Genomic DNA, 14,801 nt, shown 5'->3' on the forward strand with positions numbered 1-14,801 from the left:
GATCCTAGCGGAGCGGCGCACCTTCCAGGCTCGTCTTAAATCGGTCTTCAAACTGCCACGTCTTTCCAAGCGCATGTACTTTGTCGGCCTTTAACTCTTCCCGATACACCAACCGATCATCCAAAAATACTAACATCCAGCCTTGCTCGGGATAGCCTAGAAACACCCCTTCCCCGGCCTCAAAACTTGCCTCCCATCCCTCCGGAGCCTCACCAATGGGCACCCGCGAACGCGGAATCATCGACTTATCCGGCATGACAAAAAACTGTGTGAACTCACTATGGTGATAGACCGGCTTGCCCCAGACATTCACGAACGCTTTGGGGGAAATCAACTGGATTGTGAGTTGCTTGTTCTGCACCAGGCGTTCCTGCTCTCCCAATGGCGGCATACTCTGGCAACCCGCCATTACAAACAGACACAGGACGCTCCCTAAAACCTGCAGAACCCATCGAGCACTCCCGTCACCTTGCCCAGGCTGTTCCATCATATTCGCCCCCTTCCCACCCGTCATAGAAGCCGCCGACTCTTCTGCTCGGTTGGCTTCACCGGCACACACACATCGCATTGGCACAGCTGCCGCAGAAGCCCGTAAGAATAAATTCCACTATCATGCCCATCGCTCCAGGAAAATTGAAGCGCATACCGCCCGACCGGCTGAATGTCCTGCGCCATAATAAACATCGGCACATCATCAGGCTTCAATCGGCGCACACCCGTCCACTCATCGACGCAGGCCGCACAAGGACATTGCAGCCTCAGCGCACGAACGGGATAGATTCCCTTGTGGCCATCGCTCCACTCGATGCCCAACACACCCTTCTCCAACCATTGCATGTCGATGGGAACCAATGCCGCGGCCATAGTCTCTCCCCTTATCCCCTCATGCTCCATCGACTCAGACCGAAGACATCGACGCCAAGAAATCGACCGGCGGCAACCGCCGACCAGCCACGACCGTCACATAGCCTTCAATCGCCCGCTCCACCTCAGCCCGCACCTGGCCGGTCGCCGTCAGCCGCGTGACCAGCTCGGGAGTCAGTCGAATAGCTTGTTGCAGAAACGACAGGCTCCCGCGTGACATCACGATACACCGGACCATCTGCCGCGTCGCACAGGAGAGACAGACAAATCCGCCGGCCAACGGCGAGAACTGCGGCTCCCCCGTCACACCGGACTTCCCACAGGTCGCACAGTAATCGGTTTGCGGACGAAACCCCGTCAGCCCCAGCAAACGAATCTGAAACAGCAACGCCACCAAGACCGGATCTCGACTCCCCTTGAGAGACCCCAACCCCTGACCTAAGGTCTCGAAGAGTCTGGCATCCGGATCGCCGTCCGGCGTGACCGCCCCCACCACATTGACCATCCGGGCCGCACAGGCCATCAACACCAATTCTTCCCGAAGCGGCTGAAAGGATTCGATCAGATCGACATGAGAAATCCGATAGAGCGAATCGCCCGGTTTCTCGAACAAATCCAGATGACAGCGGGTAAAGGGCTCAAGCGTGGCTCCGAAGTGGCTCTTGAATCGCCGGGCACCGCGCGCCACGCCACGGATTTTCCCGAACTCCTTCGAATAGAAAGTCACAATCCGGTCGGCTTCACCCCACCGACGGCTTTTGAGGATAATCGCAGAGGTTTTTACGAGAGGCATCGCCCAAGCCCTTTTCGCACACGCAATACTCCGGCTCCCCCCGCGGCGAGGCTGATCACCTCAGATGGTCTAAAAACAGCGTGGCCAATGAGAGATAGATCGTGATGCCTGTAATATCGTTGGCCGTCGTCACGAAGGGACCGGCCGCCACGGCAGGATCAACACCCATGCGCTTCAGCACGACCGGCATGATCGTCGCCATGCTCGTCGAGACCAGGAAGGCGATCACCAGCGACGCCCCGACCACCATGCCCAAAAAGGCCTGATGCCAGGCCCATCCGACCAAGGTCAACATCACGCCGCAAGCCAGGCCCATCAAGAGCCCAACCTTGACCTCGCGAAAAAAGACCGTGCGCACGTCCGACAATTCGACCACCCCTGTGGCCAGTCCGCGAATAATTAATGTCGACGACTGCAATCCCACGTTGCCGCCCATCGCCGCAATGACCGGGATAAAGCTGACGATCGCCACCACCTCTTGCAATGTCATTCTGAAGTACCAGAGAATCGCACCGGACAAGAGACTGCCGACTAAATTGGTGAACAGCCAGGGCAGCCGCAACTTTGCCGCGCCGAAACTGGACGACTTCGAGACCGAGTCCTCCTCGATCGCGCCGGCCATTTTCAACATATCTTCCGTGGCCTCTTCACGGATGACGTCCACCACGTCATCGACCGTGATGATGCCCGCAAGCTTTCCGTCCTTCTCGACAACAGGAATCGCCAGCAGGTTGTAACTGGCCACCTGGCGCGCCACCTCTTCCTGGTCCATATCGACCGCCACGCTCATAACATCGCGCATCATGATATTTTTCAGCGGCGTAGCCGGGGGAACCGTCAAGAGCTGGCGTAGCGAGAGGACTCCGACGAGGTGTTCATCCTTGTCGGTCACATAAATATAAAACACCATTTCGGCATCGGTGGCCTGCTGCAGCCGTCGAATGGCCTCCTGCGCCGTCGCATCTTCCGGCAGCGAAAAGAACTCCGTGGTCATGATGCCGCCGGCCGTATCCTTGGGATACTTGAGAATATCGGCGACTTCCGTCGAGTCCTCCGTCTTCATCAGGGCCAGAATGTCTTTGCCCCGCTCTTCAGGGAGGAATCCCAGAATATAGGCGACGTCGTCGGGCCCCAGATCTTTCAAAAGCCAGGCGATATCGGAGTGCAGCAGGTCGGCCAAGACTTGCTGAATACTATCGCCGTCCAGCTCGCTCAAGACCTGTCCGCGCTTGGCTTCGCCGCGAACGAGCTCAAAAACTTCGCGCTTTTCTTTGGGAGAACTCAGGTGAGTGATGACTCTGGCGGCATCGGCCGGATGCATCCGGCCGAGCATCTTCGACAGATTCGTGATCGCCCCGCGTCGCAACAGGCGCTGCACGGACAGCAAAATGATATCCGACTTCGTCTGCCCGCGATCCGACTGATCCCGGAGCGCATCCCGCAACACGTCCCGTTCGGACGCCCGCAGGCGGGCATCGGGTGATTGCGGATCGACTGGTTGTTCAGTAGGCAGCATAGCGGGATCCCTAGTAGCCGAGCTCCATGAGCGTGCGCTCGTCTTCGCGCCAGTCTTCCCGTACCTTGACCCACACCTCCAAAAACACTTTCATGTCGAACACGCGCTCCATATCCTGCCGCGCCTGGGTACTGATCAGTTTCAACCGTTCGCCATGCTTGCCGATCACGATCCCTTTCTGCGTGTCCCGTTCGACGAGAATCGTGGCCCGGATCCTCGTAATCTTACTTTCTTCGACGAACTCTTCGATTTCGACCGCGACGGAATAGGGCACTTCCTGCTCCGTCACGGCGAGAATTTTCTCGCGAATCAATTCCGCCGCCAGCGTGCGCATCGACTGGTCCGTGAGCATGTCCTCGCTATACACCCCTTCGCCCTCGGGCAAATGAGCGACCGTCACCTCCAGCAGGCGATCGATGTTGTCCCCGTCCTCCGCGGACACCGGCACCACCTCGGTCCAGGGGAACAGCCTTCCGTAGGCCTCCAGCACCGGCAGCAACTTGATCTTGTTCACCGCATCAACCTTCGTCACCACCAGAATGACAGGGCGGGCATGCTTCGCCATCGCCGTCTTTACGTGGGTGATCGCCGCCAGATCGCCGGGCCCGGGCAGATGCAGAGACTCCATCAGCACATAGAGCAGATCGGCATCATCCAGCGCTTCCACCGTCGTCCGCACCATCCGCCGGTTCAACAAGTGATCCGGCTTATGCAACCCCGGCGTATCCAAAAACGCAATCTGCGCGCCCGGCACATGCGCCACGCCGAGAATACGAGTCCGGGTCGTCTGCGGCTTATTCGATACAATCGCGACTTTCTCTCCGAGCAATCGGTTCAGCAATGTGGACTTCCCCACATTGGAGCGGCCGATGATCGCTACCGTCCCGAATTTCATGGGGCCTCCTGAAGCGATCGATCCTTCACTGGGTCAGGGGACAACTGATACACCGTTTCCCCCTTGCGCACATATCCCAATCGTTCGCGAGCTAATTGTTCGATCTTGGCCGGATCATGTTGCAACCGGGCGATTTCTCCGCGCAACCCGCCGTTGTCCCGGCGCAACGCGAGCAGATCCCGGTCTAACTGTGCCACCTGCTCGCGCATCGCCAGATACCGAGGCAACCCCATGTTGCCGAAGCAAAAGGCGATCAGGAGCCAGACGCAGGCACCGGCGCCAGCCACCTGGGCCACGGTGCCCATGCGGCGCTGCCAATCCAGCCACACCCGTCCGCGATTCTGCTTAATGATCATAACTGTGTCAGCAACCCTCGTCTCACGAATACCGAATCATCACTCATCAAATGACACTCTCTCGCGGCGGTTCAAAACGTCCGTCCAGCGAGGCCGCAGCGAGCAAAGAGGCGACTCGTACTCTTCCCGTACGTTGAGCCTCTGCGCGATCCGAGAACAAAACTGGCGGGCGTTTTCAGCCGCCGTTAGGATCGACCGGGTACTGCATCCCGGCCAAGATACACCGCTGCGCTTCCCAGCTCTTCCTCGATGCGCAACAGCTGGTTGTATTTTGCAATCCGGTCGGTCCGTGACAACGAACCGGTCTTGATCAAGCCGGTGTTCATGGCCACCGCCACATCCGCGATCGTCGTATCTTCGGTTTCACCGGACCGGTGCGAAATGATCGCCGTATAGCCGGACCGCTTCGCCAGCTCGATCGCATCCAGCGTCTCAGTCAAGGTCCCGATCTGATTCAACTTGATCAGGATCGAATTCCCGATGCCTTCCTTGATCCCCTTGGCAAAGATCTCCACGTTGGTCACGAAAATATCATCGCCGACCAGCTGCACCCGCTTGCCCAGCTTCTCCGTGAGCATCTTCCAGCCCTTCCAATCCAACTCGCTCAACCCATCTTCAATCGAAAGGATCGGGTACCGGTCCAGCAACTTGCCGTAATACGAAACCATCTCCTCGGAAGACCGCTCCGGGTTCTTTTCTGCCTCGAGAATGTAGCGGCCCTTTTGATAGAGTTCGCTCGCGGCACAATCCAACGCCAACGCAATATCTCGGCCGGTCTTGTACCCGGCATCTTCAATCGCTTGCGAGATGAGGCTGAGCGCCTCTTCATTCGACTGCAAGTCCGGCGCAAATCCACCCTCATCCCCGACCGCCGTATTGAGGCCCTTCTTCTTCAACAAGGCTTTGAGCGTGTGAAATACTTCCGTCGCCATGCGCAGCGCATCGCTGAACGTCTTGGCTCCCACCGGCATGATCATAAACTCTTGGAGATCCAGACGGTTGTCGGCATGCGCGCCGCCGTTGATGATATTCATCAAGGGCACCGGCAAAATCCGCGCGTTCGTGCCGCCAAGATACCGATAGAGCGGCTGCCCGGTTTCATTCGCCGCCGCCTTCGCCACCGCCAGCGAGACGCCGAGAATCGCGTTGGCGCCCAACTTGCCTTTGGTCTTTGTTCCGTCCAACGCGATCATGGCGTGGTCGATATTGGCCTGATCGAGCGCCTCGCAACCGAGCAGTTCCGGCGCGATCACTTTCGTGATATTGGCCACCGCCTTGGAGACACCCTTGCCCATCCAACGCTTCTTGTCGCCATCCCGCAGCTCGATCGCTTCCTTCTCGCCGGTGGAGGCGCCCGACGGCACCGCTGCCCGGCCGATCGCGCCGCTCTCCAGCATCACTTCCGCTTCCACCGTCGGGTTGCCGCGGGAATCGACAATCTGCCTGCCCTTAATCTCTCTAATCGCGCTCATACGTCTCTACGCTCCTCGGTTAGTAGCACGTCCTAACTGCTGAACTTCTTCTTCAACAACTCATTCACCTTGCCGGGATTCGCTTTGCCGCCGCTGGCCTTCATCACCTGCCCGACCAGGAAACCCAGCACCTGCTGCTTCCCTTCCTTGAACTGCGCCACCTGTGCCGGATTGTTCGTCAGCACTTCGTCGATGATCTTATCGAGCGCGCCTTCGTCGGAGACTTGGGTCAGCCCCTTTTCTTGGACGATCTGCTCCGGCTGCTTTCCGCTACTATAGAGCTCGGGGAAAATCTCGCGGGCCACCTTCAAACTGATCGTCCCCTTCTCGACCAGTTGCAACAGATCGACCAACCGTTCAGGCGTCACCGGTGACGCCGTGATATCGGTCCCCGAGAGGTTCAACTCCCGCGTCAGCTCCCCCATCACCCAGTTACTGACGGTCTTGGGCTGATTGAACAGCTTTACACTGGCTTCGAAGTAATCCGCGATGCCTTTGGACACGGTCAGCACGCCCGCATCGTACTCGGGCAACCCATAGTCGCGCACCAATCGAGCTACGCGAGCGGCCGGCAACTCCGGCACGCTGCCGCGGAATCCCTCAATCCATTCCTTATCGAGCTTCAACGGCACCAGATCCGGATCGGGGAAATAGCGATAGTCGTGCGCCTCTTCTTTCGAACGCATCACCGCCGTCTCACCGCGATCGAGATTCCAGAGGCGCGTCTCCTGATAAATCTTCCCGCCCTCGCTCAACACCTTAGTCTGCCGCTTGATCTCGTATTCGATCGCATCCTTCACGAACTTGAAGGAATTGATGTTCTTCAGCTCGACCTTCGTGCCGAATTCTTTCTGACCCAGCGGACGGAGCGACAGATTCGGCTCGCAGCGAAAACTGCCTTCATCCATGTTGCCGTCGCACACGTCGAGATACATCAGAATATCCCGCAAGCCCTTCAGATAGGCGACGACTTCGTCGGCCGACCGCATGTCCGGCTCCGTCACGATCTCCAGCAGCGGTGTTCCGGCACGATTCAAGTCGACCCGGCTGCCGCTGGTGCCGGTCTCGTGCACATTCTTCCCGGCATCTTCTTCCAGATGGGCCCGCCGGATCTTGACGCGCTTCTTGTTGTCGCCGACGGCGATCTCGATCCACCCATGCTCGCAAATCGGCGATTCGTACTGCGAGATCTGGTAGCCCTTGGGAAGATCGGGGTAGAAGTAGTTCTTCCGGTCAAATTGATTGTTCGCCCCGATCGTGCAATTCAGTGCCAACCCAGCCCGCACGGCCATTTCCACGGCAGCGCGATTGATAACCGGCAACGTGCCGGGCAGGCCCAAACAGACCGGGCAGGTTTGGCTGTTCGGCGAACGCCCGAACGTCGTCCCGCATCCGCAGAACATTTTGGTCTTTGTGCGCAACTGCGCATGCACCTCGACCCCGATGACAACTTCGTAGATCATCCTCAGCCCTGTTCCTCTCCACGCATGCGGTCACGCTCACGCTTCATCGCTTCACGACCGGCCTCGAAGGCCTCCCGCAGCACCGACTTTTTCGAGTCGACGAACTCCTTGCCCTGATCGACCACTTCCTCGAACGACTCACCGGCCCGGCCGGCCAAATCCCGCAGATTGTCTTCGGCGCGACGTGCATAGCCCCGAAGCTGCTCGCGGGATTCACGTCCCGACTGCGGCGCCAACAGAAGAGCTGCCACTGCACCCAGTGCGGCACCGCTCAGAAAAGCCAGGAGCACTCCGCTTGAAGATCCTCGTTCATCCGCCATTGTGGTGTTCTCCTTCGTGTTTCATTCGTTCGCGCACGACCTGCGTCGCCGCCTTAAATCCCGCAACCACACTCGCCACGTTCGTCAGCAACGTGCCGCTCGACCCGCGCACCACGTTGTGGACCTGCTGCACTGATTCGCCGACTTCGCCCACGGCATGCAGCAACACCGCCGCATGTTCGACACCACCGCGGGCCTGATCGGCCAGGTCGTTCAAATTCTGACTCATGCTGCGCAGGTCGGCGACAAGAGGCGGCATGTCCGCATTCATTCTAGCCAACAGGTGCTCAGACTCCGCCACGGTTTTCCGAAGCTGAATCAACACCGGAACGAGATAGCCCACCAGCACCGCAAAGGCGACCGCGATTAGGATGGCGGCAATTTCTACAATGGTCATAATCCCCTCCCGTACATGCTCACTTCCGACGTCTTACCGTACCGCCGGCTTCTTCGCACGCCATTGCGTCGCCTGTTCATACGCATGGGCGGCTCTCAACAGGGTGTCCTCTTGAAATGCCCGCCCGATGAGCTGCAAACCGATCGGGAGTCCGGCCTTGCTGAATCCACAGGGCAATGAGATGGCCGGTAAGCCGGCTAGATTAACGGAGATCGTGAAAATATCCGAGAGATACATCTGCAAGGGATCTTCACTCTTCTCGCCCAGCTTAAAGGCCGGCGTGGGCGTCACGGGCGTCACAATCAGATCGACCTCTTTGAAGGCCGCGTCAAAATCCTGCCGAATCAATGTCCGTACCGCCTGCGCTTTCCCGTAGTAGGCATCGTAGTAGCCGGAGCTCAGCGCATAGGTGCCCAGCATGATCCGGCGCTTCACCTCCGGACCAAATCCCTCCTGGCGGGTCTTGGTATAGAGGTCCAGCAGATCTTTCGTATCCTTGGAACGCAGGCCGAACTTCACGCCGTCGAAGCGGGCCAAATTCGAACTCGCTTCCGCCGTGGCAATGACATAATACACCGCCACCGCCGCATCGGTGCGCGGCAGCTGAATCTCTTTGATCTCTCCACCGAGACTTTTCAATTCTTCGATCGCCGCACGCACGGCCTGCTCGACTTCCGGGTCAAGACCCTCTGCAAAAAATTCAGCCGGGATCCCGACCTTCAGCTTCTTCAGATCTTTTTTCTTCAGTGCCTTCGTATAGTCGGGCACCGGCACATCCGCCGAGGTTGAGTCCATCGGATCGTGACCGGCAATGACACCCAAGAGAAAAGCCGCGTCCGCCACATCCTTCGTGATGGGCCCGATCTGATCGAGCGACGAGGCGAAGGCGATCAGCCCGTAGCGCGACACCCGCCCATAGGTCGGCTTCAAGCCGACCACGCCGCAAAACGCCGCCGGCTGCCGGATCGATCCGCCGGTATCCGATCCGAGCGCCGCCGCGCACTCGTCCGCCGCCACCGCGGCCGCCGATCCGCCGCTCGATCCGCCCGGCACACATTGCAGATTCCAGGGATTGCGGCTGGGGCCGAAGGCCGAGTTTTCCGTGGAGGACCCCATCGCGAACTCATCGAGGTTGGTCTTCCCCAACAGCACATAGCCCTGCGCCCGCAACTTCGCGATGACCGTGGCATCATAGGGCGGCACAAAGTTCTGGAGCATCCGCGAGCTGCAGGTGGTCGTGACGCCTTCGGTGCAGAGGTTGTCCTTGATCGCCAGGGGCATCCCCATCATCGGCTGCGTTTTCCGCCAACCCTTCAGCGAGTCGTCCAGCGCAGCCGCATCGACCATCGCCTGCTCTTTTTGGGTTGTCACGTACGCCTTGACCTTGGGCTCAACCTGCCCGATGCGCAGGAAATAGGCGCGCACGATCTCCTTGGCGGTGACTTCCCCGGCCGTGAATTTCCGCTGCAGTTCGCAGAGCGTCAGTTTATGCAGACTCATGGGTGCTTGGCCGCCGCCTCAACGATGCGGTTCTTTCCATCCACGCGCACGATCTTCGGCGCGTGCCGTTTGATCTCTTCTTCGCTGTAGTATTCGTAACAGAAGATAATGATCTGATCGCCCGTCGCGCCCTTCCGCGCCGTCGGCCCGTTCAAGATGATTTCTCCGCCGCCCCGCTTTCCGGTGATTGCGTAGGTCATAAACCGTTCGCCGTTATTCAGGTTCGAACAGACGACGGCCTCATACGGAAGAATGCCGGCCGCCTCGAGCAGCTCCTCATCGACCGTCAAGCTCCCCTCGTACTCCAGGTGTGCGCCGGTCACGGTCGCACGGTGAATTTTTGATCGCAGCATCTGTCGAAACATGAGACTCCTTTATGGCTGGATCCCCGCCCGGCGGGGATCTTAATCAATAATCTTCGGCACGCAGAATCCGTCCGCTTCACGCTCCGGGGCATTGGCAAGCGCTTGCTCGACCGACAACGACGGCCGCACCACATCGTCGCGAAACACGTTCACCTGGCCCAGTACCGTCGCCGTCGGCTGAACCCCGTCCGTATTGTATTTCTTGAGCGTCTCAACATGCGTCAGAATCTGGCTCAACTGTTTGGCAAACACGGCCACCTCGCTCTCAGTCACCTGGAGCCGCGCCAGCTTCGCCACCTTCTCAACTTCCTGTTTGGTAATTTCCACTCTGTTATCCTTCCCCACTCTTTGAGGAGTTCAAAATGGTCTTCCAGCAAGGCCGCAGGAAGTCCGTTAACCGAGGCGTACCCACTGGGGTACGTCGCAGGGAGACGGACGACCGAGAACGCCGCTGGAAGCCATTTTCAACATCCGATCACTCCACCGTCACGCTTTTTGCCAGGTTCCGCGGCTGATCCACATCCGCCCCGCGCAACACGGCAATATGATACGCCAACAACTGCAAGGGAATCGTGAACAGAATAGGCGAGAGCAACGGGTGCGTCTCCGGAATCGTGAACACCGCATCCGCGGTCTTCCCAAGTTCTCGCTCCCCTTCCGCCACAAACGCGATCACCGGCGCATGCCGCGCCTTCACTTCCATCAGATTGCTCACCGTCTTTTCATACAGGCGATCGCGCGGCGCCAGCACCACCACCGGCATGTCCTTATCGAGCAACGCAATGGGGCCATGCTTCATCTCGCCGGCCGGATACCCTTCGGCATGGATGTACGAAATTTCCTTGAGCTTCAGCGAGCCCTCCAATGCGATCGGGTAGTTAATTCCACGCCCCAGAAACAGAAAGTTCCGTTTTTTATAATAGCGTTTGGCGATCGCCATGATCTCGGCTTCCCGACCCAGCACCCGCTCAACGAGCGCAGGCAATTGAACCAATCGATCCAACCAGGCCTTCCCGTCGGCCACATTCATCACCTTGCGCACGCGCGCCAGATGGAGCGACAACAGGTACAGTGCGGTGAGCTGTGCGGTAAAGGCCTTGGTTGAGGCCACACCGATCTCCGGCCCGCAATGCGTATAGAGCACACCGTCCGACTCCCGTGCCAGCGTGCTGCCGACCACGTTCACGACGGACACCACGCGGGCGCCCTTCGCCTTTGCCTCCCTCGCCGCGGCCAGCGTATCAGCCGTTTCACCTGATTGGGAAATCGTAATGAATAGATCGTTCTTCCCGACCAGCGGATCGCGATAGCGAAACTCGCTCCCGATATCGACTTGCACCGGCGTCCGCACCATTTCCTCGAAGAGGTACTTGCCGACTAACCCGGCATGCCAGGAAGTCCCGCAGGCCACGATCCAGATCCGTTCCACCGCGGCGAATTCCTTAGGCGTGAGTCCGATGTCCGGCAGATCGGCTTCTCCGGTTTCGTAGGAGTACCGCCCACGCATGGTATCGAGAATGGTCTGGGGCTGCTCATGAATCTCCTTCAGCATGAAATGCGGATACCCGCTTTTCTCCACAGCTGAGGCATCCCACGTGATTTTCGTCGCCTTCCTGGAAACCGGCTGCCCATCCGCATTCGTCAAATGCATCTCGTGCTGCGTCACTACTGCGACGTCACCCTCTTCAAGGTAGGTCACATCCCGCGTATGCGCCAACATCGCCATCACGTCGGACGCGACAAACGACGCCTGCTTGGTGCGCCCAAGCACCAACGGGCAACCGGACCGCGCGGCAACCAAGGTCCCCGGCTCCTTCTCAGAGATCACCGCCAAGGCATAACTCCCGCGCACATCCTTTGTCGCCGACCGAACGGCATCCGCCAATCCCTGCCCCTGCTGGAGATACTTATCGATCAAATGGGCCAGCACTTCCGTGTCGGTCTCCGACTGAAACTTGTAGCCCTCTTTTTCCAACTGCTGCTTCAGCGGCTGATAATTCTCGATGATGCCGTTGTGCACGAGGACACAACCCTTCGATCGATGCGGATGGGCATTCTGCTCAGACGGCTTGCCGTGCGTCGCCCAGCGGGTGTGACCGATACCCACCATGCCGCTCAGCTCTTTCTCTTGAAGCGATTTTTGAAGATTCACCAGCTTGCCGACGCTGCGCCGCACATTGATTTTCTGCCCCTGCTGGATGGCGACGCCCGCGGAGTCGTACCCGCGATACTCCAACTTGGCCAGCCCGCCGATCAGAATTGGAACCGCTTCTTGATTTCCCACATAGCCAACAATGCCACACATCGATCGTCTACCTCCGCTTCTTCTTGCTGGACGCCTTGGTGGCCGCCGTTCGCTTACCGGCCGGCTTCACCGGAGCCTGCTTCTCATTCGCCAACAACGCACGCCGTCTGGCAGCCCATCCGACCCGATTGACTTGCGCCACCCGGGCGATCGCCAACGCATCCGCCGGCACATCCTGCGTCACCGTCGTACCGGCCGCAATAACCGCCCCTGCCCCGATGGTCACCGGGGCAATCAACTGCGTATCGCTCCCCAAAAACACATGATCGCCGACAATGGTCTGATGCTTATGCACACCGTCATAGTTACACGTAATCGTCCCGGCGCCGATATTGACGTCCTTGCCGATCGTCGCGTCCCCGAGATAGCTCAGATGGTTGGCCTTGGCGCCTTCGCCCAAATCCGTCTTCTTCATCTCGACAAAGTTGCCGACCTTCGCCTTCTTGCGCACCCGTACACCGGGACGCAAATGCACGAAGGGACCGATCGTAGCTTGCTCATCGATCTGCGAGTCGGCACAGACGCAATGATCCAGAATCGTCACATGGGACCCGACCGCACAATTCGTGAGCCGCGTGAAGGAGCGGATTTCACCGCCCTCTCCGATGACCGTCTTCCCTTCCAGGGTCACGTTCGGATGCAAGGTCGTATCTTTGCCAATCACGACCTCAGCATCGATCCAGGTGGAGGCCGGGTCGATCATCGTCACACCGGCTTCCATCCAGCGCCGCCGGATCTGCTGGCGAATCACCTGCTCAGCGTCCGCCAACTGCAACCTCGAATTGACCCCCAACCCTTCATCCGGATTCGTCAGCGGGAGCGCCGCGACCCGATGGCCCTGCGTGACCGCCATATCAACGATGTCCGTCAGGTAGTACTCGCCCTGCGCATTGTGCGGCTGGACCTTGTCCAACGCCGCAAAGAGAAAGGACCCGTCGACGACATAAGTCCCGACATTGATTTCGCGGATCGTTCGCTCTTCCGGAGAGGCGTCGCGATCTTCGACGATCTTCACCACGTCGGCGGACGCATGGACGGCACCGGACGCACCCTTCGCCGTCCGCCGCACCACCCGGCCATAGCCGCCAGGATTATCCAGAATCGCCGTCAAGAGGGTGACCGTCGCACCGGCTGCCCGATGCGTGTGCAATAGCGCGCGCAATGTCGATTCTTGCAGCAGCGGCGTATCGCCGTTGAGAATGAGATACGCCGCAGGCGCATTGGCCTTGCCGGGAGCAAATGCCGAACGCGTTTGCAATACAGCATGCCCCGTCCCCAATTGCTGAACCTGTTCGACGATGTGCACCGCCGCGCCGCCCGACTGGCCCGCGAGCGCAGCCTCCAGCACCGCACGGACCTGCGCGGCCTGATGCCCCACGACCACCGCGACAGAATGCCCGGCAACCGCACGGGCAACATCGAGCGCATACCGGATCATCGGCCGCCCGACGATCTGATGCAGGACCTTGGCCTGCTCCGACCGCATACGCGTGCCACGCCCGGCCGCCATCACCACGACACCCAACCCATCCATGGCCATCTCCTGCTTATGCGGCATCATCCGATGGTCACCCCCGCGTCCGGTTGCTTTACCCCGCTCCATTTCGCATCCGCATTCAACACTGAAGCCATCGAGGTGGCCGGCGTATAGAGCCCGCCTGAGACGATCAGCTTCATCGCTTCTTCGACTGAGATATCCACCGACATGACTTCACGTTCCGGAACCAACAGAAAATACCCGGACGTGGGATTCGGCGACGTCGGCACATAGACATGGATCAGCGGCTCCTGTGCCAACGAGGCCGTCTCGGATTTGGTGATCCCTGTGACAAAGGCAAAACAATAGTGGCCGTTCTTGGGGAACTGAATGAGCACCACTCGATGATAGGAGCCTCGGTCAGAAAACGAGAGAATATCCATCATCGATTTCAGTGTCGAATAAATCCCACGAACCAGTGGCAGGCGATTCAACCAGTCTTCCCAGATCCGCACAATCTGCCGGCCGATGAAATTCGCGGCAAACAGCCCGACGGAGAAGATCAGCACAATGAGCGCCACAATCCCCAAACCCGGCACATAGTACTCCGGCACCCACCGAGCCACCGCTTCGCCCAAAATGCCATCCACGGTGACAAAGAGGGCCTTCAAAATAAGGATCGTCCCCCAAATCGGGGTGATGACGAGCAACCCCGTCAGAAAGTATCGTTTCAACAAGGTTTTCAGCATGTCAGTCAGGTCTTGAATGGGGCCCTATAATGTGGTGGCTCATCATACAGAGATTCACCAAGTGCCGCAATCCATTTATGGGTATTTTCAATGGGTTACACCAAAAATATGACGATCGGCGATGAGTTGGAACTCTGCTGCATTTTGGAGACTTCCGCTCTCTCGTACGCTCGACACTCGCACACCATACTAGTGTAGTGTCTCAGTAATATCTTTCCAATATTGGTTGGTTCTGGTATCGTCTGGGGTATGTGGAAACCAACCGACTCGTTGCCGATGACGGGAGAACAGAAACAGACGTTGGAGGCGTGGATGCGGGCGAAGACCAG

General features: G+C 58.8%; 16 protein-coding genes. All 16 read right to left on the reverse strand.

Features of this window, described 5'->3' with window-relative positions; genetic code table 11:
* Positions 1-4: 4 nt before the first annotated feature.
* On the reverse strand, positions 5-490 hold the full coding sequence (locus Q7U39_14715) for a hypothetical protein (GenBank protein ID MDO9119210.1): 486 nt from the start codon (positions 488-490) through the stop codon (positions 5-7).
* A 20-nt stretch (positions 491-510) separates the two neighbouring features.
* Positions 511-864 (reverse strand): DUF971 domain-containing protein, encoded by a 354-nt coding sequence (locus Q7U39_14720; protein MDO9119211.1) that lies wholly within the window; start codon positions 862-864, stop codon positions 511-513.
* Between the two features lie 34 nt (positions 865-898).
* Positions 899-1,657 (reverse strand): DNA repair protein RecO, encoded by a 759-nt coding sequence (gene recO, locus Q7U39_14725; GenBank protein MDO9119212.1) that lies wholly within the window; start codon positions 1,655-1,657, stop codon positions 899-901.
* Between the two features lie 55 nt (positions 1,658-1,712).
* Positions 1,713-3,173 carry a magnesium transporter gene (gene mgtE, locus Q7U39_14730; GenBank protein ID MDO9119213.1) on the reverse strand — a complete coding sequence of 487 codons (1,461 nt, stop codon included), beginning with the start codon at positions 3,171-3,173 and terminating at the stop codon, positions 1,713-1,715.
* Positions 3,174-3,183: 10 nt separating this feature from the next.
* A complete protein-coding gene (era, locus tag Q7U39_14735) occupies positions 3,184-4,068 on the reverse strand; it encodes a GTPase Era (protein ID MDO9119214.1) in 885 nt (294 codons plus the stop codon).
* Positions 4,065-4,424, reverse strand: coding sequence for a septum formation initiator family protein (locus Q7U39_14740; protein ID MDO9119215.1), 360 nt, complete (start codon positions 4,422-4,424; stop codon positions 4,065-4,067). The genes era and Q7U39_14740 overlap by 4 nt, the downstream gene beginning before the upstream one ends.
* Before the next feature lie 185 nt (positions 4,425-4,609).
* Positions 4,610-5,896 carry a phosphopyruvate hydratase gene (eno, locus tag Q7U39_14745; GenBank protein MDO9119216.1) on the reverse strand — a complete coding sequence of 429 codons (1,287 nt, stop codon included), beginning with the start codon at positions 5,894-5,896 and terminating at the stop codon, positions 4,610-4,612.
* 32 nt (positions 5,897-5,928) lie between these two features.
* Positions 5,929-7,359 carry an Asp-tRNA(Asn)/Glu-tRNA(Gln) amidotransferase subunit GatB gene (gatB, locus tag Q7U39_14750; protein ID MDO9119217.1) on the reverse strand — a complete coding sequence of 477 codons (1,431 nt, stop codon included), beginning with the start codon at positions 7,357-7,359 and terminating at the stop codon, positions 5,929-5,931.
* Between the two features lie 2 nt (positions 7,360-7,361).
* Positions 7,362-7,679, reverse strand: coding sequence for a YtxH domain-containing protein (locus Q7U39_14755; GenBank protein ID MDO9119218.1), 318 nt, complete (start codon positions 7,677-7,679; stop codon positions 7,362-7,364).
* Entirely contained in the window at positions 7,669-8,076 is a 408-nt protein-coding gene (locus tag Q7U39_14760; protein MDO9119219.1) for a DUF948 domain-containing protein, read from the reverse strand. Before Q7U39_14760 ends, Q7U39_14755 begins: the two co-directional genes overlap by 11 nt.
* Positions 8,077-8,109: 33 nt before the next feature.
* The gene (gene gatA / locus Q7U39_14765; protein MDO9119220.1) at positions 8,110-9,576 is read right to left on the reverse strand and encodes an Asp-tRNA(Asn)/Glu-tRNA(Gln) amidotransferase subunit GatA; all 1,467 of its coding nucleotides are present in this window, start codon (positions 9,574-9,576) and stop codon (positions 8,110-8,112) included.
* Positions 9,573-9,941, reverse strand: a complete 369-nt coding sequence (locus tag Q7U39_14770; protein MDO9119221.1) for an aspartate 1-decarboxylase — start codon at positions 9,939-9,941, stop codon at positions 9,573-9,575. Before Q7U39_14770 ends, gatA begins: the two co-directional genes overlap by 4 nt.
* A gap of 39 nt (positions 9,942-9,980) precedes the next feature.
* Positions 9,981-10,268, reverse strand: a complete 288-nt coding sequence (gene gatC, locus Q7U39_14775) for an Asp-tRNA(Asn)/Glu-tRNA(Gln) amidotransferase subunit GatC (protein ID MDO9119222.1) — start codon at positions 10,266-10,268, stop codon at positions 9,981-9,983.
* Positions 10,269-10,416: 148 nt separating this feature from the next.
* The gene (gene glmS / locus Q7U39_14780; protein MDO9119223.1) at positions 10,417-12,246 is read right to left on the reverse strand and encodes a glutamine--fructose-6-phosphate transaminase (isomerizing); all 1,830 of its coding nucleotides are present in this window, start codon (positions 12,244-12,246) and stop codon (positions 10,417-10,419) included.
* Positions 12,247-12,253: 7 nt separating this feature from the next.
* On the reverse strand, positions 12,254-13,780 hold the full coding sequence (gene glmU, locus Q7U39_14785; GenBank protein MDO9119224.1) for a bifunctional UDP-N-acetylglucosamine diphosphorylase/glucosamine-1-phosphate N-acetyltransferase GlmU: 1,527 nt from the start codon (positions 13,778-13,780) through the stop codon (positions 12,254-12,256).
* A gap of 23 nt (positions 13,781-13,803) precedes the next feature.
* A complete protein-coding gene (locus Q7U39_14790) occupies positions 13,804-14,472 on the reverse strand; it encodes a DUF502 domain-containing protein (GenBank protein ID MDO9119225.1) in 669 nt (222 codons plus the stop codon).
* Positions 14,473-14,801: the final 329 nt, after the last annotated feature.

The organism is Nitrospira sp. (assembly GCA_030653545.1).
Taxonomy (GTDB): domain Bacteria; phylum Nitrospirota; class Nitrospiria; order Nitrospirales; family Nitrospiraceae; genus Nitrospira_D.